Origin of the sequence: Kutzneria sp. CA-103260, assembly GCF_018263855.1 — a bacterium.
GTDB lineage: Bacteria > Actinomycetota > Actinomycetes > Mycobacteriales > Pseudonocardiaceae > Kutzneria.
Genome location: NZ_CP073318.1, coordinates 1,085,110 through 1,101,655, shown reverse-complemented (window position 1 = coordinate 1,101,655; position 16,546 = coordinate 1,085,110). Strand labels below are relative to the sequence as shown.

Below are 16,546 nucleotides of genomic sequence, written 5' to 3'. Positions count from 1 at the left end.
TGACAAGTGGTCAGCGCGCGTTGCTCCGCCGGGTCCGGACCGCGTCGGCGGTCACTTCCATGGACCGGGTGGTGCGGTCCAGCGCTGTGCGGGCCACCGTGATGTAGATCAGGTCCACGACCGCGAGCTGGGCGTGCCGCGCCAGCACGGCCTCGTGCTGGAAGCCGAGCTGGGACACACCGGTGACCAGCGCGATGTCGGCCAGTTCGGCCAGCGGCGAGCTGGGGTCGTTGGTGACGGCGATGGTGGTGGCCGGGCGCTTGCGGGCCTCGGTGGCCATCGCGACGGCTTCCTCGGTGCGGCCGCTGTGCGAGAACAGGATGAGCACGTCGCCGGGCTGGGACAGGGCGATGCCGGTGAGCGCCACGTGCGGGTCGGACCAGTCCCAGGCCGGCACGCCGATCCGGTACAGCCGCTGCTGGAGCTCGGAGGCGACCGTCGCGCTGCCGCCCACCCCGGAGACCAGGACCCGGCCGGCCGAGCCGGTCAGCTTGGCCGCCCGCTCCACGTCGGTGAGATCGAGATGGGCGATGGCCTCGGCGACGGTCCGGCCGATGTTGCGGGCGACCACCTCGGCGACGTGGTCGATGCCGTCCTCGGCGTCGATGCCGACCTCGCCGTCCCAGGTGCCGCGACGCGGGGCGTGTGGGTCGGAGGCCAGCGCGATGCGCAGCGCGGCGTACCCGCTCAGGCCCAACGCCCGGCACAACCGGGTGATACTCCCGGTGGAGACGCCGCAGCGTTCGGACAGGTCCAGGATCGTCGTCCTGGCGACCCCCGCTGGATCCACCAGGATGAGCTCCGCGAGCGTCCGCTGGGCCGCCGGCATGCCCGGCAACAGCTCCCTGATCCGCTCGACCGTCGACCCATCCCGCTGCCGCGGCATCCCCACCTGGCACCCCTCCCCGGCCTGCAAGGGTGAAATTATTCTCCGTTCACCACCCAGTCAAGGCACGAACGGCGACAAATTCTTCGCCCCCGTAGGGTGGAGATCATGTCCGACGTGGTGCTGACCGAGTTCACCGACGGCGTCGCCGTCATCACGATCAATCGCCCGACCGCGCGCAACGCCGTCGACCGGGCCGTCGCCGAGGGCCTGGCGGCCGCCGTCGACGAGCTGGACAGCCGTGACGACCTGGTCGTCGGCATCGTCACCGGGGCCGGCGGCACCTTCTGCGCCGGCATGGACCTCAAGGCGTTCGTGCGCGGCGAGTTCCCGGCCATCGAGGGCCGCGGCTTCGCCGGCATCACCCAGCGGCCGCCGCGCAAGCCGCTGATCGCCGCCGTCGAGGGCTACGCCCTGGCCGGTGGCATGGAGATCGCCCTGGCCTGCGACCTGGTGGTGGCCGCCAGCAACGCCCAGTTCGGCATCCCCGAGGTCAAGCGCGGCCTGGTCGCCGCCGGCGGCGGCGTGCTGCGACTGCCCGTTCGCCTGCCGTACCACGTCGCCATGGAGCTGGCCCTCACCGGCAACTTCCTCGACGCCGTCCGCGGCCACCACTTCGGCTTCGTCAACCGCCTCGCCTCTCCCGGCGAGGCCCTGACCGTCGCCCGCGAGCTGGCCGCCGAGATCGCCGCCAACGGTCCGCTGGCCGTACGGGCCACCAAGAAGGTCATCGTCGAGTCGGCCGACTGGCCCGCCGCCGAGGCCTTCGACCGCCAGCAGGCCATCACCGGCCCGGTCTTCTCCTCCGCCGACGCCCGCGAAGGCGCCCAGGCCTTCGCCGAGAAGCGCCCGCCCCGCTGGACTAGCCAGTAACCCCCGCCCCTCCCCTTCACCCCGCCTCCGCCCCACACCCCCGTTTTTCGCCACATGTGCGCCACAGTCGACTCCAGGAGCCACATGTGGACCACATGTAGCAAAAATAGGGGCAACACTTTGACATCTAACCCTTCGATGTCTAACCTTCACGGCATGATTCTGGTGACGGGAGCCACGGGGCATGTGGGGGCCGAGGTGGTGGCGCGGCTGGTGGCCCTCGGCCGGCCGGTGCGTGCCATGACGCGGAGGCCGGCGGCAGCGAGTGTTCCGGCCGAGGTCGAGGTGGTGGCCGGGGACTGTGACGAGCCGGCGAGTCTGGCGAAGGCGTTCGAGGGCGTGGAGCAGGCGTTCCTGATGACGGCACAGCCGACGGGGAGCCCGAACCTGCACACGGTGGTGCAGGTGGCGGCGGCGAAGGCAGCCGGCGTGAAACACCTGGTGAAGCTGTCGGTGGCGGACGGCGGTCGGCACGGCCATGAGCTGGTGGCGGCCTGGCATCAGCAGGACGAGGCAGCGGTGACGGAGAGCGGCATCGCCCACACGATGCTCAGGCCCGGGCGGTTCATGTCGAACACGTTGGCGTGGAAGCACATGCTGCGTCGAGGGGACACAGTGCAGGTGCCGTTCAGCACGAGGCGGACGTCGGCCATCGCGCCGGAGGACATCGCGGCGGTGGCGGTGGCGGCGTTCACCGATCCCCCGTCGACGAGCCGAACCCTGGAGCTGTCGGGGCCGGAAGCCCTTACGCCGGAACAGGAACTGGCGATCGTCGGGGAGATCCTGGGCCGCCGGCTCACCCTGGTGGAACCGACGACGGAGCAGACGATCGACGGCATGGCGCGCGGCGGCATGGACCGCGAGCTGGCGGCGAAGATGATCGAGCACGTGCTGGCCGGCGACTACGGCGCGGACATCTCCCCCGTGGTCGAACAGGTGTTGGGACGCAAGCCCACGACTTTCCGCGACTGGGCGGAGAAACACTTCAAGGAGGAGTCATGAGCACGATCCGAGAGCTGGAAACCCAATGGGCGCAGGCGGAGATCGCCGCCGACGTGTCCACACTGGACAAGCTGGCGACCGACGACTTCACGCTGGTCGGACCGTTCGGCTTCGTGCTGGACAAGGGGCAGTGGCTGGACCGCTACCGCAGCGGCGACCTCACGACGTCCGAACTGGACTGGCGCGACCTCCAGGTCCGGGAGATCGGCGACACCACACTGGTGATCGGCATCCACGATCAGAAGGCGGCCTACCGCGGCACGCCCTCGAACGGCCAGTTCCGCGCCACCCACATCTGGGTGCGCACGGCTGAGGGCTGGCGGCTGGCCGGCACGCAGCTCAGCCCCATCGGCCGCCCCGCCTAAGCTCACCGGCATGGGCCGACCACAGCAGCCACCGGTAGGACTCGCGGTCGCCCGCGTCGCGCGCACCCTGAGCCGGGCGTTCGAGGACGCGCTGGCGGCGGCCGGCGGCTCCCAGTCGGTGTGGCTCGTGCTGCTCCAGCTCAAGATCAACCCCGGCGCCACCCAGCGGGACCTGGCCGAGGCCCTGGAGCTGCGGGAGGCCACCATGACGCACCACCTGTCGGGCATGGAGCGGGACGGCCTGCTGACCCGCCGCCGGGACCCGGCCAACCGCCGGGTGCACCAGATCGAGCTGACCGAGCAAGGCGAGCAGGCCTTCCACCGGCTGCGCCGGGCGGCCACCGAGTTCGACGAGCGGCTGCGGGCCGGCATCCCACCCGAACGCCTCACCGAACTGGGTGACACGCTGGCGATGTTGGCGGCAAACGTGCAGCACGCGGCCAGCCATTAGACATCGCGACGTCACCATCAGCACTCACCCTCGGCGGCATGACGAGCCTGGCGAACGCCGAGGACACCCGTCGGATGACCACGCTGGTCGACGGCAAGCGCAAGATGCCGGCGCAAGTGGCCGTGTACATCTTCGCGATCGTGCCGGCGATCGCCCTGATCGCCGCGATCCCGGTGCTGTGGGGATGGGGTGTCGGCTGGGCCGACCTGATCTCCGCGGCGTTCTTCTACACGGTCAGTTGCCTCGGCGTGACCGTCGGGTTCCACCGCTACTTCACCCACGGCTCGTTCAAGGCCGGCCGGGCGATGCGGATCGCGCTGGCGGTGGCCGGCAGCCTCTCGGTGCAGGGTCCGATCCTGCACTGGGTCGCCGACCACCGCCGGCACCACGCCTTCTCCGACCGGGACGGCGACCCGCACTCCCCGTGGACGTTCGGCACCTCGCCGGCGGCGCTGCTGCGTGGTTTCTGGCACGCCCACATGGGCTGGATCTTCGACCGGGACCTGACCAACCGCCAGCGGTTCGCGCCGGACATGGACGCCGACCCGGACATGCGGCTGGTGCACCGCCTGTTCGGCCCGCTGACCCTGGCCACGCTGCTGCTGCCGGCGGTGGTCGGCGGCCTGGTCACCTGGTCCTGGTGGGGCGCGCTGACCGGATTCTTCTGGGCCGGGGTGGTGCGGGTGGCGTTCCTGCACCACGTGACGTGGTCGGTGAACTCGATCTGCCACATGATCGGCGAGCGGCCGTTCGCCGCCCGCGACCGGTCGGCCAACTTCTGGCCGCTGGCCATCCTCAGCATGGGTGAGGCCTGGCACAACCTGCACCACGCCGACCCGACCTCGGCGCGGCACGGGGTGCTGCCGGGGCAGGTCGACGTGTCGGCCCGGCTGATCTGGATCTTCGAGCGGTTGGGCTGGGTGCACGACGTGCGCTGGCCCAGCCCCCGCCGACTGACCCGGCTGCGCGCTACGGCTTGATCAGGACCTTGAGCGCCTGCCGGTCGTTCATCGCCCGGTAGGCCTCGGGGATCTCGGCCAGCGGCATGGTCCGGTCGAACACCCGGCCCGGCTGGACCGCCCCGGACAGGACGTCCGGCAGCAGCTCCTCGATGTAGGCCCGGGCCGGGGCGACGCCACCGGTGAGGGTGACGTTGCGTCCGAACAGGACTCGGCCGACCGGCCCGTCGGTGTACTGCGGCACGCCGACACGGCTGATCGCGCCGCCGGGCCGGACCACGCCCAGCGCCGTCTCGTACGCGCCCAACGTGCCCACGCACTCCAGCACGTGGAACGCGCCGTCGCCGTTGGTCAGCTCCTTGGCCTTGGCGATGGCCTCGTCGCCGCGCTCCGGCACCACGTCGGTGGCGCCGAACTCGAGGCCCAGGTCGGTGCGGGCCTTGTGCCGGCCCAGCAGCACGATCTGCTCGGCGCCCAGCCGCTTGGCCGCCAGCACCGCCGACAGGCCGACCGCGCCGTCGCCGATCACGATGACCGTGCTGCCCTTCTCCACCCGCGCCGTGCGGGCCGCGTGGTGGCCGGTGCTGAACACATCGGACAGCGTCAGCAGCGACGGCATCAGCTCGTCGTCCTCGCCGACCGGCAGCTTCACCAGCGTGCCGTCGGCCTGCGGCACACGCACCCACTCACCCTGGCCGCCGTCGACGCCGTTGAAACCCCAGCCGCCGCCGTTGCGGCAGGACGTGTTCAGGCCGGCCCGGCAGTAGTCACACGTGTTGTCGCACCACAGGAACGGGGCCACCACCACGTCGCCCTTGGCCAGGGTGGCCACGTCCGCGCCGGTCTCCTCGACCACGCCGATGAACTCGTGCCCGATCCGCCGCCCGGCCTCGACCTCCGGCGCGCTCTGGTACGGCCACAGGTCGCTGCCGCACACACAGGACCGGGTCACCCGGACCAGGACGTCGGTCGGCTGCTGGATCTTCGGGTCCGGCACCTCCTCGACGCGGATGTCGCCCTTTCCGTAGAGCAAGGTCGCTCGCATCGTCACCTCATGTTCGGGAAATTCGGGAACTCCCTGAATCTAGCTGTTCGACATGCGCGCTGTCGCATGCGTCCCGACCCTGGAGTTGGTCCAGCACCAGGGGTTTCACTCTCCCGTGGGTACCAGCCGCACCAAAGGAAACGTCCGGTCGGTGTTCTGTTCGTACTTGTCGCGGGCGTCCGGCCAGTATTCGACGAATCGGGAATAAAGCGCGTCGCGCTCGGCTCCCTCGCGCAGGACAACGGGTTTCGCGGTGATCGTGCGCTCCCCCACCTCGATCCGCACGGTGTCGGCCGCCTCGACGTTGCCGAACCACAGCGGCTCGCGCGGCGCCCCGCCGTTGGAGCCGAGCAGCACGTAGTCGTCGCCGTCGGCCAGGTAGAGCAGCGGCGTCACCAGGTCCCGGCCGGTGCGCCGGCCCTTCACGTGCAGCAGCAACACGGTGGCGTTGGCGAAGAAGCCGCCGACCACGCCCTTGTTGGCGCGGAACTCGGCGATGACGGCGTCGTTGAACTCGCTCATCGAGCCCCCTTGAACGGTAATCAGGGTTTCCTGAACATCGTTAAGGTTGGCCCGCACGGTGTTAAGCTGTCAAGCCGTGAGGCTGACCCCCGACCTGATCGCCAGGACGGCGCTGTCCGTGTTGGACGAGACCGGCCTGGACGGCCTGTCGATGCGACTGGTGGCGACCCGGCTGGACGTCCAGCCGGCCGCGCTGTACTGGCATCTCAAGAACAAGCAGCAGCTGCTGGCGGCGATGGCCGGCGTGATCTTCAACGCGGCGGTGGACGGACTGGAGGCGCCCCGCGCCGGCGAGAGCTGGCAGGACTGGCTCGCCGACTACGCGCGGGCGCTGCGCCGAGCCATGCTGGGATACCGGGACGGGGCGCTGGTGTTCGCCGGCAGCAACGTAAGTGAGCACAACCTGTTCCGTGCCACCGAATTGGCGCTGCGCACACTGCAGGACGCCGGCTTCGCGGTACGGCGGGCGGCCCGCAGCATGAGCGCCTTGGTGCACTACACCGTCGGCTTCACCGTCGAGGAGCAGGTGCACACCAGCGCCGGCGAGGCCGGGCACGTCGACGCGGCCCGGTTCCCGCTGACCGCCCAGGCCTACCTGGACGACAACCTCTTCGACCCGGACACCGACGACTGCTTCGAGTTCGGCCTCCAGATCATCCTCGCCGGCATGCACACGACCCGCGAGTCCCGCTCTCAGGCCACTGAAACACAAGTTCCGTAACCTGCATTTCGCTTGCCCGAGAGCGGGACTCGCGAGATTACGACACGAGGGCCTGGTAGGTGAGGGTGCGGAACTGGGGGCGCAGCGGGTAGGTGCTGGACGGCAGGAGCTGGGTGAAGAACATGGCGGTCAGCTCGTTGGCCGGGTCCACCCAGAACGCGGTGCTGGCCGCGCCGCCCCAGGCGAACTCCCCCGCCGCGCCGAGGGACTTGCCGGCGACCGGGTTCAGCTCCACCGAGAAGCCGAGCCCGAAGCCCACTCCCGCGTAGGACGTCTCGGAGAACAGCGGGCGGCCGAAGGCCTCCAGATCGGCGTTGCCGGGCAGGTGGTTGCTGGCCATCAGGTCGACGGTTCGCGGCGCCAGCAGCCGCACGCCGTCAAGTTCACCGCGGCGCAACAACATCTGCGTGAACCGGTGGTAGTCCCCGGCGGTGGACACGAGTCCGCCGCCGCCGGACAGGACCTTCGGCGGCTTGGTCGCCGCCGCGCCCATGAGGTCGTTGCGCAGCAGCCGACCCGTGCCGGGCTCGGGTGAGTAGAGGGCGGCCAGCTCGGGGCTGTCGGTCCAGAAACCGGTGTCCGCCATGCCCAACGGCCCGAAGACGTGCTCGGCGAGGAAGGCGTCCAGCGACTGCCCGGAGACGACCTCGACCAGCCGGCCCAGCACATCGGTGGCCACGGAGTAGTTCCACTCGGCCCCGGGCTGGTGCACCAGCGGCATTGAGGCGTAGGCCTCGACGGTGCCGGCGAGGTCCACGTCGGACGGCCAGCCCCACTCGTAGCCGTTACGGCGGTAGATCTCGTCCACGGCGTGGGCATGGTGGAAGCCGTAGGTCAGGCCGGCGGTGTGGGTGAGCAGGTGCCAGACCCGGATCGGCTCGACCGCCGGCACGGTGCCGGGCGCGGTGGCGGCGCCCTTCACGTACACCCGCGGCGCGGCGAACTCGGGCAGCCAGCGGGAGATCGGGTCGGTCAGCTCGAACTCGCCCCGCTCGAACAGGATCATGGCGGCAACCGAGGTGACCGGCTTGGTCATGGAGTAGATCCGCCAGCGGGTGTCCGGCGTGACCGGGGCACCGGCCTCCACGTCGCGCTGGCCGCCGTGGCCGACGTGCACGACCTCGCCGCGCCGGGTGACGACCGCGAGATAGCCAGGCAGCTTGCCCTCGTCGACGTAGCGGTCGAAGCGGCGGTCGATCCGCGCCAGCCGATCGGCGGCGAAACCGACCTCGGCCGGGTCTGAAGTGATCTTGATGGACACCAGTGACCTCCCGGATGCTGAGATCATCAACACTAGTCCCCGGTACCGCCGACCAGGCGAAATGTGACTGGCTGCGCAACAATTGAGATGCAAATTGCTGTGGCGTGGAACACGGGTAGTGCGGATAACCCCATGTTCACATTATCGTCACAAGACCCCCGACCACCCCGGGGACCGCTTCGACCTGCCTCATGAGGGTCACAGGTCGGCGCACAGCGTCGTGCGTGTCACTTTACAAGCCCGTTCCCGGGCCATTTCGAGCACCCCCGCGTCAGACGCACGCCCCCGCGACAGGGCGTCCCACCACGGGAGGGCCGTACAGCCGTGATCCACCACCACCCCCATGTCGGGGGCCTGTACGACGAGCAGTTCGAGCACGACGCGTGCGGCGTGGCCTTCGTGGCCGATCTCGCCGGCCGCCGCAGTCACGACATCGTGCACAAGGCACTGACCGCGCTGCACAACCTGGAGCACCGCGGCGCCCGCGGCGCCGAGCCGGAGACCGGCGACGGCGCCGGCGTCCTGATCCAGGTACCGGACGCGTTCTTCCGCGAGGTGACCGACCTGCCGCTGCCGGCGGCCGGCGGCTACCTGGTCGGCACGGCTTTCCTGCCGGTCGACACCGCCGAACGAGCGGCCGCGGTCGCCGCTGTCGAGCGCATCGCCGCCGAGGAGGGCACAAGAGTGCTCGGCTGGCGGGAAGTGCCCGTAGACGCCGAGCACGTCGGCCCGACGGCGGCCACCACGATGCCGCACTTCGCCCAGCTGTTCCTCGCCCCGGTGGACGACGCGGTCCACGGCCTCGCGCTGGAGCGGATCGCCTTCTGCGTCCGCAAGCGCGCCGAGCACGACACCGACGTGTACTTCCCGAGCCTGTCCGGCCGCACCATCGTGTACAAGGGCATGCTCACCGAGCCGCAGCTGGCCCGGTTCTTCACCGACCTGGTCGACGAGCGGGTCACCAGCGCCATCGGCCTGGTGCACAGCCGCTTCTCCACCAACACCTTCCCGTCCTGGCCGCTGGCCCACCCGTACCGGTACATCGCGCACAACGGCGAGATCAACACGTTGCGCGGCAACCGGAACTGGATGGACGCCCGGGAGGCCATGCTGGCCTCGGAGCTGATCCCCGGCGAGCTGGAACGGCTGTTCCCGGTGATCACGCGGGGCGCCAGCGACTCGGCCTCCTTCGACGAGGTGCTGGAACTGCTGCACCTGGGCGGGCGGTCGCTGCCGCACGCGGTGCTGATGATGATCCCCGAGGCGTGGGAGAACCACACCGAGATGGATCCGGCCCGCCGCGCCTTCTACGAGTTCCACTCGGCCCTGATGGAGCCGTGGGACGGCCCGGCGCTGGTGTCGTTCACCGACGGCAGCCTGATCGGCGCGGTGCTGGACCGCAACGGCCTGCGGCCGGCCCGCTACTGGGTCACCGACGACGGCCTGGTCGTGCTGGGTAGCGAGGCCGGCGTGCTGGAGATCGACCCGGCGAAGGTGGTCCGCAAGGGACGGCTGGAGCCGGGCCGGATGTTCCTGGTGGACACCGCGGTCGGCCGCATCGTGGACGACGAGGAGATCAAGTCCGCGCTGGCCGCCGAGCACCCGTACCGGGACTGGGTGGACGCCGGCGTGGTCCGGCTGGCCAATCTGCCGGCCCGCGACCGGGAGATCCCCAAGCACGCCGCGCTGGTCACCCGCCAGCAGGTGTTCGGCTACTCCGAGGAGGAACTGCAGATCCTGCTGCGGCCGATGGCGCTGACCGGGGCCGAGCCGATCGGCTCGATGGGCAACGACGCCCCGTTCGCCGTGCTGTCGGACCGCTCCCGCAGCCTGTTCGACTACTTCACGCAACTGTTCGCGCAGGTGACCAACCCGCCGCTGGACGCCATCCGGGAGGAGCTGGTCACCTCCCTGACCGCGACGGTCGGGCCAGAGACCAACCTGCTGGAGGCCGCCCCGGCGTCCTGCCGCCGGATCTCGCTCGAGTTCCCGGTGCTGGACAACGACGAGCTGGCCAAGCTGGTGCACATCAACGACGACGGCGACATGCCCGGCTTCCAGGCGGTCACCGTGCTCGGCCGGTACCGGGTGGACGGCGGCGGGGCCGCGCTGCGGGCCCGGCTGGACGAGATCCGCACCGAGGTGTCCGAGGCGATCGACGACGGCGCACGGCTGATCGTGCTGTCCGATCGTGGCGCGGACGCCCGCTACGCGCCGATCCCGTCCCTGTTGCTGGTCGGGGCCGTGCACCACCATCTCGTGCGGGAGAAGACGCGCACCAAGGTCGGTCTCGTGGTGGAGGCCGGCGACGCCCGCGAGGTGCACCACATCGCGCTGCTCATCGGCTACGGGGCGGCCGCGGTCAACCCGTACCTGGCCATGGCCGCCGTCGAGGAGCTGCCCGACGTCGAGCCGCAGAAGGCCACCAGCAACCTGATCAAGGCGCTGGGCAAGGGCGTGCGCAAGACCATGTCCAAGATGGGCGTGTCCACGGTCGCCTCCTACACCGGCGCGCAGATCTTCGAGGCGATCGGCGTCGGCGCCGAGGTCGTCGACGAGTGCTTCACCGGCACCACGTCCCGGCTGGGCGGCGTCGGCTTCGACGAGATCGCCGAAGAAGTGGCGCTGCGGCACCGAAAGGCGTTCCCGGCCGACGGCGTGCACGCCAGCCACCGGGAGCTGGAGGTCGGCGGCGAGTACCAGTGGCGCCGCGAGGGCGAGGCACACCTGTTCAACCCGACCACGGTGTTCAAGCTCCAGCACTCCACCCGGACCCGGCGCTACGAGGTGTTCAAGGAGTACACCCAGGCCGTCGACGACCAGGCCGAGCGGCTGATGACGCTGCGCGGGCTGTTCAAGTTCCGCGACGGGGTGCGGCCGCCGGTGCCGATCGAGGAGGTCGAGCCGGTCGCCGAGATCGTCAAGCGGTTCGCCACCGGCGCCATCTCGTACGGCTCGATCTCGCGCGAGATGCACGAGGTGCTGGCCATCGCCATGAACCGGTTGGGGGCCAAGTCCAACACCGGCGAGGGCGGCGAGGACGAGGACCGCCTCGACGACCCCGAACGCTGCTCGGCGATCAAGCAGGTCGCCAGCGGGCGGTTCGGCGTGACCAGCGAATACCTCGTGAGCGCTCAGGACATCCAGATCAAGATGGCGCAGGGCGCGAAGCCCGGCGAGGGCGGGCAGCTGCCCGGCAACAAGGTGTACCCGTGGATCGCCAAGACCCGGCACTCCACGCCCGGCGTCGGGTTGATCTCCCCGCCGCCGCACCACGACATCTACTCCATCGAGGATCTGGCCCAGCTGATCCACGACCTGAAGAACGCCAACCCGGCCGCCCGCATCCACGTGAAGCTGGTGTCCGAGGTCGGTGTGGGCACGGTCGCGGCCGGCGTGTCCAAGGCCCACGCCGACGTGGTGCTGATCTCCGGCCACGACGGCGGCACCGGCGCCTCGCCGCTGTCGTCGATCAAGCACGCCGGCGCGCCGTGGGAGCTCGGCCTGGCCGAGACCCAGCAGACGTTGCTGGCCAACCGGTTGCGGGACCGGATCGTGGTGCAGACCGACGGCCAGCTCAAGACCGGCCGGGACGTGGTCATCGCCGCGCTGCTGGGCGCGGAGGAGTTCGGCTTCGCCACCGCGCCGCTGGTGGTGTCCGGCTGCGTGATGATGCGGGTGTGCCACCTGGACACCTGCCCGGTCGGCGTGGCCACCCAGAACCCGGTGCTGCGGGAGAAGTTCAGCGGCAAGGCCGAGTACGTGGTGAACTTCTTCGAGTTCATCGCCCAGGAGGTCCGGGAACTGCTGGCGCAGCTGGGTTTCCGGTCCGTCGAGGAGGCGGTCGGGCACGCCGAGCTGCTGGACACCGCCGAGGCGGTCGAGCACTGGAAGGCGGCCGGGCTGGACCTGACGCCGATCTTCCACGTGCCCGAGCTGGCCCCGCGCGCGGCCCGGCACCGCACCACCGGCCAGGATCACGGGCTGGAGCGGGCGTTGGACAACACGCTCATCCAGCTGGCCGAGGGCGCGCTGAGCGCCGGCGACCGGGTGCGGCTGGAACTGCCGGTGCGCAACGTGAACCGCACTGTCGGCACCATGCTCGGCTCGGAGCTGACCAAGCGCTGGGGCGGCGAGGGCCTGCCGGACGACACCATCGACGTGACGTTCACCGGCACCGCCGGCCAGTCGTTCGGCGCTTTCCTGCCCAGCGGCATCACCCTGCGGCTGATCGGCGACGCCAACGACTACCTCGGCAAGGGCCTGTCCGGCGGGCGCGTGACGCTGCGGCCGGATCCGTCGGCGCCACTGGTGGCCGAGCAGAACATCATCGCCGGCAACGTGATCGCCTACGGCGCCACCGGCGGCGAGCTGTTCCTGCGGGGCAAGGTCGGCGAGCGGTTCTGCGTGCGCAACTCGGGCGCGCTGGCCGTCGTCGAGGGTGTCGGCGACCACGGCTGCGAGTACATGACGGGCGGCCGGGCCGTGGTGCTCGGCGCGACCGGCCGCAACTTCGCGGCCGGCATGTCCGGCGGCGTGGCCTATGTGCTGGACCTCAACCCGATGCGGGTCAACCACGAAATGGTCGACCTGGACGAGCTGACCGATGAGGACCAGGCGTTCCTGCACGACGTGATCAACCGACACCGCCGGGAGACCGAGTCGGCGGTGGCCGACGGGCTGCTGGCCGACTGGGAGCTGGCCGCCGGCCGGTTCACCAAGGTGATGCCCAAGGACTACAAGCGGGTGCTGGCCGCACGGGCCAGCGCCGAGGCCGACGGCCGGGACGTGGACACCGCGATCATGGAGGCCGCACATGGCTGACCCCAAGGGCTTTCTCACCACGCCTCGGGAGAACGCCAGCCACCGCCCCGTCGACCTGCGCCTTCAGGACTGGCGTGAGGTGTACGAGGAGTTCGAGCACCACCGGCTGGAGAAGCAGGCCGGCCGGTGCATGGACTGCGGCATCCCGTTCTGCCACCAGGGCTGCCCGCTGGGCAACCTGATCCCGGAGTGGAACACGCTGGTGTGGCGGCAGGACTGGCGCGACGCCATCGAACGGCTGCACGCCACCAACAACTTCCCGGAGTTCACCGGGACGTTGTGTCCCGCACCGTGCGAGGCGGCGTGCGTGCTCGGCATCAACTCCGACCCGGTGTCGATCAAGCGGGTCGAGATCGAGATCATCGACCGGGCCTGGGACGAGGGCTGGGTGACCCCGCAGCCGCCGGCTTCCCTGACCGGCAAGAAGGTCGCCGTCATCGGCTCCGGCCCGTCCGGGCTGGCCGCCGCGCAGCAGCTGACCCGGGTCGGGCACGACGTGGTCGTGTACGAGCGGGCCGACGCCGCCGGCGGGCTGCTGCGGTACGGGATCCCCGAGTTCAAGATGGAGAAGTGGCGGCTGGACCGCCGGCTCGACCAGATGCGGGCCGAGGGCACCCAGTTCCGCACCGGCGTGAACGTCGGCGAGGACGTTTCCGTTGCCGAGCTTCGGGATTCTCACGACGCGGTGGTGCTGGCCGGCGGGGCGACCGCGTGGCGGGACCTGCCCGTGCCCGGGCGGCAGTTCACCGGCGTGTACCAGGCAATGGAGTACCTGCCGCCAGCCAACCGGGCGTACGCGCACTCGCCGATCACCGCCGCCGGCAAGCACGTCGTGGTCATCGGCGGCGGTGACACCGGCGCCGACTGCCTCGGCACCGCACACCGGCAGGGAGCCGCTTCCGTCACCCAGCTGGAGATCATGCCCCAGCCGCCGGCTTCCCGCGCGCCGCAACACCCCTGGCCGACGTATCCCATGCTGTACCGGGTCACGTCGGCGCACGAAGAAGGCGGCGAGCGGCTCTACTCCGTGTCCACTGTGGAATTCCTCGGTGACGCCGACGGCCAGCTCCGCGGCCTGAAGCTCGTCGAGGTGCGGATGCAGGACGGCCGCTTCGTGCCCGTCGAGGGCACCGAGCGGGAACTGGAGTGCCAGCTCGCGTTGCTGGCCATGGGTTTCCTCGGCCCGCAGCAGGAAGGCCTGGTCACCGACCTCGGCGTTGACCTGGATCCCCGCGGCAACGTCGCCCGGGACCGGTCCTACGCCACCAGCGTCGACGGCGTCTTCGTCGCCGGTGACATGGGCCGTGGCCAGTCGCTGATCGTCTGGGCCATCGCTGAGGGCCGCTCCGCGGCGGCGGCGGTGGACAGCTATTTGACTGGCCGCACTGTTCTGCCCGCACCCATTCGCCCGACCGACCGCTCCATCGCCTAGCACCCCCGCGAGTCCCGCTCTCAGGCACACCGAATGTATGAATCCGTTTCGTGCATTCGGTGTGACGGTGGGCGGGACTCGCGGAGGTTGGACCGAACATCGACCTGGCGTCGTCCGTCCTGGCGGGCGCGGCGGCGTTGATAGCCTGACGGGGTGTCTGAACTGAGCACCAAGGGTGCCGATTTCGCTGAGTTCTGGCGGGAGCGGCATCTGTGCACCCTCACCACCGTTCGTCCTGACGGCACCCCGCACGTCGTGCCGGTTGGCGTCACCCTCGATGTTGTCGAGGGCATCGCCCGGGTCATCACGGACGGAGACTCGGCCAAGGCTCGGCAGCTGCGGTCCGCGGGGAAGGTGCATGCCGCGGTGTGCCAGGTGGATGGTCGGCGGTGGTCCACTTTGGAGGGTGTGGCGAGGCTGAGGGAGGAGCCGGAGGCGATCGCGGATGCGGTGCGGCGGTACGCGGAGCGGTACCGGCAGCCTCGGGTGAATCCGAATCGGGTGTTGGTGGAGATCGCGGTTAGTCGGGTGTTGGGGAACGTTCGGTAGGGCGTGTGGGGCGGGTGTGGGGTGGGGTCGTGTGCCCGCGCCGCGCAGTTGCCGTGCGTTGTTGATTCGGTGATTGACCGTCGCCGGGAAAGAGGGGGTTCTCCGGGTGGCTCCGGGTGGATTTTGCGTGGAGCCTCTGGGCGATGGCAATCGAGGCAAAGAACCGGGCAGGCTGCGCCTGCCTCGATCGCCGGAGAGAGAGCGTATGCCATCGCCCCCTCCACGCAAAATCCACCCTCCAAGGTTTGGGGTGGGGGTTGCTTGGGCGGTCGCACTTTTCGGCGCTGGCGCTTTGGCCAGATTTGGATCCTCATTACCTTTTCTTTGGTCCATCCCGAATTCATCTCCCGCGCTCCGCTCGGGCCGTCTTCTCGCCACCTTCTTCCTGGTCTTCACTTCAAACCCAACCTTCCGACCCCACCCTTTGTTGGCCAGTTATTTCTCTTCGTCGGGTGCTGTTTCGCTGTGGAGTTGTCAAAGAACGGGTGGTCAGTACTGGTGGGGCTGGGTGGTGTAGTGGCGGCCTTGCGGGGTGTGCCAGTGCAGGGTTCCGTCGGGATCCAGGGTTGCCGTGTAGTTGGCGTGTTTGAGGTGGTGATGGTGGGCGCAGTAGCCCTTGAGTTGGGTGGCGGAGGTTTTGCCGACCGGCCAGGGAACGGTGTGGTCGAGTTCTTGGATGGGACTGATACAGCCGGGGGCCGAGCAGGTGCCGCCGTCGCGGAGGGTGGAGAAGGTGCGGGTCTGGGCGTTGGGGCGGTAGGTGTGGGTGCCGATGGCGCAGGCGTGGCGGTACTCGTCGAGGAGCAGGCCGGCCCAGGGGCCGTGCATGGCGAGTTCGCGGGCGGAATCGGCGGCAATCGGGCCGTAGCCGTCCAGCAGGGCCGGGTCCTCGGTCAAGCCGATCAGCGTCTCCATCGAGATGGTGACATGCACCTTGACCTTGCGATCCACGCCGTAACCGAGGAAGCGGTCCAGGAAGGCGTCGGCTCGTTTCTGGTCGGTGGTGCGGTCGTCCTTGAGCAAGGCCCGGGCATCCTGGGTGAGCAGGTCGTAGGCCTGGCGGGCGTCGATGGCCGGCAGGATGATGCTGAGCTGGGCCATGCCGTCGGGCAGCGGGGTGAACTCCACCCGCCGGTCCTCGCGGGCCTTCAGGCGGCGCAGGTCGTAGCCGAGAGGGTCGGCCTCAGCGACTGCTTTGGTGGCCCGGCGGGCCAACTGCGTGCGAGTCAGGCCAGGGGCCACGTCCGCCAAGGCCGCATCCACTTGGGCGACCAGCTCCGGATCGGCCAGGTGGACCACTCGATCGTCAATGGTCTTGAGTCGGCGGGGGTCGATCTCGCCGCGCCGTAGTAGCTCCGCACATCGGGGTAGCCGGTCCAGGACGACACTGTATTCCTTCTGACGAACCACCGACTGCTCCGGCTCACGAACGGCCATGGCGATCTCGGCGGTGTCCTCGATCCCTCGAACCAGGCTGAGCTCGACGTAGTGGAGAGCCGCCATGGCCTTGCGGGTCAGAATGAGCAGAGTGAGCTTCTGATCATCGGTAAGACTCTCCACGTCCGCACCCAGGAGCAGGTCCACCATGACCCCGGAAGGCTTCGTGGATTCCAACTCTCGGGTGATTTGTTCCATGCCTCCAGAATACTCGCACAC

The 16,546-nt window shown here is 69.8% G+C and carries 14 protein-coding genes; 9 read left to right on the top strand and 5 right to left on the bottom strand.

Features of this window, described 5'->3' with window-relative positions; genetic code table 11:
* Positions 1 to 10: 10 nt before the first annotated feature.
* On the bottom strand, positions 11 to 886 hold the full coding sequence (locus tag JJ691_RS04810; protein WP_249228187.1) for a MurR/RpiR family transcriptional regulator: 876 nt from the start codon (positions 884 to 886) through the stop codon (positions 11 to 13).
* Positions 887 to 994: 108 nt separating this feature from the next.
* Here JJ691_RS04810 and JJ691_RS04805 point away from each other — a divergent pair, with 108 nt between their 5' ends.
* The 5 genes from JJ691_RS04805 to JJ691_RS04785 all read left to right on the top strand — a co-directional run bounded on the left by JJ691_RS04805 (position 995) and on the right by JJ691_RS04785 (position 4,557).
* Complete coding sequence (locus JJ691_RS04805) at positions 995 to 1,759, top strand: crotonase/enoyl-CoA hydratase family protein (RefSeq protein WP_211767587.1); 765 nt, start codon at positions 995 to 997, stop codon at positions 1,757 to 1,759.
* 156 nt (positions 1,760 to 1,915) lie between these two features.
* Positions 1,916 to 2,761: an NmrA family NAD(P)-binding protein gene (locus JJ691_RS04800; RefSeq protein WP_211767586.1), complete on the top strand. Its 846-nt coding sequence runs from the start codon at positions 1,916 to 1,918 to the stop codon at positions 2,759 to 2,761.
* Positions 2,758 to 3,126: a nuclear transport factor 2 family protein gene (locus JJ691_RS04795; RefSeq protein WP_211767585.1), complete on the top strand. Its 369-nt coding sequence runs from the start codon at positions 2,758 to 2,760 to the stop codon at positions 3,124 to 3,126. The genes JJ691_RS04800 and JJ691_RS04795 overlap by 4 nt, the downstream gene beginning before the upstream one ends.
* A 10-nt stretch (positions 3,127 to 3,136) precedes the next feature.
* On the top strand, positions 3,137 to 3,577 hold the full coding sequence (locus JJ691_RS04790; protein WP_211767584.1) for a MarR family winged helix-turn-helix transcriptional regulator: 441 nt from the start codon (positions 3,137 to 3,139) through the stop codon (positions 3,575 to 3,577).
* Positions 3,578 to 3,681: 104 nt separating this feature from the next.
* The gene (locus JJ691_RS04785) at positions 3,682 to 4,557 is read left to right on the top strand and encodes an acyl-CoA desaturase (protein WP_442912767.1); all 876 of its coding nucleotides are present in this window, start codon (positions 3,682 to 3,684) and stop codon (positions 4,555 to 4,557) included.
* Here JJ691_RS04785 and JJ691_RS04780 read toward each other — a convergent pair.
* Both JJ691_RS04780 and JJ691_RS04775 read right to left on the bottom strand, forming a co-directional pair.
* Positions 4,547 to 5,581 carry a zinc-dependent alcohol dehydrogenase family protein gene (locus tag JJ691_RS04780; protein WP_211767582.1) on the bottom strand — a complete coding sequence of 345 codons (1,035 nt, stop codon included), beginning with the start codon at positions 5,579 to 5,581 and terminating at the stop codon, positions 4,547 to 4,549. The two genes, JJ691_RS04785 and JJ691_RS04780, sit on opposite strands and share 11 nt — an antisense overlap.
* A gap of 105 nt (positions 5,582 to 5,686) precedes the next feature.
* A complete protein-coding gene (locus tag JJ691_RS04775) occupies positions 5,687 to 6,103 on the bottom strand; it encodes a nitroreductase/quinone reductase family protein (RefSeq protein ID WP_211767581.1) in 417 nt (138 codons plus the stop codon).
* Positions 6,104 to 6,179: 76 nt separating this feature from the next.
* Here JJ691_RS04775 and JJ691_RS04770 point away from each other — a divergent pair, with 76 nt between their 5' ends.
* Positions 6,180 to 6,824, top strand: a complete 645-nt coding sequence (locus JJ691_RS04770) for a TetR/AcrR family transcriptional regulator C-terminal domain-containing protein (protein WP_211767580.1) — start codon at positions 6,180 to 6,182, stop codon at positions 6,822 to 6,824.
* A gap of 37 nt (positions 6,825 to 6,861) precedes the next feature.
* Here the strand turns inward: JJ691_RS04770 and JJ691_RS04765 are convergent, their stop codons facing one another.
* Positions 6,862 to 8,088, bottom strand: a complete 1,227-nt coding sequence (locus JJ691_RS04765) for a serine hydrolase domain-containing protein (RefSeq protein WP_211771274.1) — start codon at positions 8,086 to 8,088, stop codon at positions 6,862 to 6,864.
* 321 nt (positions 8,089 to 8,409) lie between these two features.
* Between JJ691_RS04765 and gltB the strand changes: the two genes are divergently transcribed.
* From gltB to JJ691_RS04750, 3 genes are all read left to right on the top strand, one after another.
* Complete coding sequence (gene gltB / locus JJ691_RS04760) at positions 8,410 to 12,909, top strand: glutamate synthase large subunit (RefSeq protein WP_211767579.1); 4,500 nt, start codon at positions 8,410 to 8,412, stop codon at positions 12,907 to 12,909.
* Positions 12,902 to 14,341, top strand: a complete 1,440-nt coding sequence (locus JJ691_RS04755) for a glutamate synthase subunit beta (RefSeq protein WP_211767578.1) — start codon at positions 12,902 to 12,904, stop codon at positions 14,339 to 14,341. Before gltB ends, JJ691_RS04755 begins: the two co-directional genes overlap by 8 nt.
* Before the next feature lie 153 nt (positions 14,342 to 14,494).
* Entirely contained in the window at positions 14,495 to 14,890 is a 396-nt protein-coding gene (locus JJ691_RS04750) for a pyridoxamine 5'-phosphate oxidase family protein (protein ID WP_211767577.1), read from the top strand.
* Positions 14,891 to 15,379: 489 nt separating this feature from the next.
* Here JJ691_RS04750 and JJ691_RS04745 read toward each other — a convergent pair whose 3' ends face one another.
* A complete protein-coding gene (locus tag JJ691_RS04745; protein ID WP_211767576.1) occupies positions 15,380 to 16,525 on the bottom strand; it encodes a DUF222 domain-containing protein in 1,146 nt (381 codons plus the stop codon).
* Between the last annotated feature and the right edge of the window lie 21 nt (positions 16,526 to 16,546).

Coding starts and splice junctions, on each gene's coding strand:
- JJ691_RS04810 (WP_249228187.1), bottom strand. CDS start 886: ATGCCGCGGCAGCGGGATGGGTCGACGGTCGAGCGGATCAGGGAGCTG.
- JJ691_RS04805 (WP_211767587.1), top strand. CDS start 995: ATGTCCGACGTGGTGCTGACCGAGTTCACCGACGGCGTCGCCGTCATC.
- JJ691_RS04800 (WP_211767586.1), top strand. CDS start 1,916: ATGATTCTGGTGACGGGAGCCACGGGGCATGTGGGGGCCGAGGTGGTG.
- JJ691_RS04795 (WP_211767585.1), top strand. CDS start 2,758: ATGAGCACGATCCGAGAGCTGGAAACCCAATGGGCGCAGGCGGAGATC.
- JJ691_RS04790 (WP_211767584.1), top strand. CDS start 3,137: ATGGGCCGACCACAGCAGCCACCGGTAGGACTCGCGGTCGCCCGCGTC.
- JJ691_RS04785 (WP_442912767.1), top strand. CDS start 3,682: ATGCCGGCGCAAGTGGCCGTGTACATCTTCGCGATCGTGCCGGCGATC.
- JJ691_RS04780 (WP_211767582.1), bottom strand. CDS start 5,581: ATGCGAGCGACCTTGCTCTACGGAAAGGGCGACATCCGCGTCGAGGAG.
- JJ691_RS04775 (WP_211767581.1), bottom strand. CDS start 6,103: ATGAGCGAGTTCAACGACGCCGTCATCGCCGAGTTCCGCGCCAACAAG.
- JJ691_RS04755 (WP_211767578.1), top strand. CDS start 12,902: ATGGCTGACCCCAAGGGCTTTCTCACCACGCCTCGGGAGAACGCCAGC.
- JJ691_RS04745 (WP_211767576.1), bottom strand. CDS start 16,525: ATGGAACAAATCACCCGAGAGTTGGAATCCACGAAGCCTTCCGGGGTC.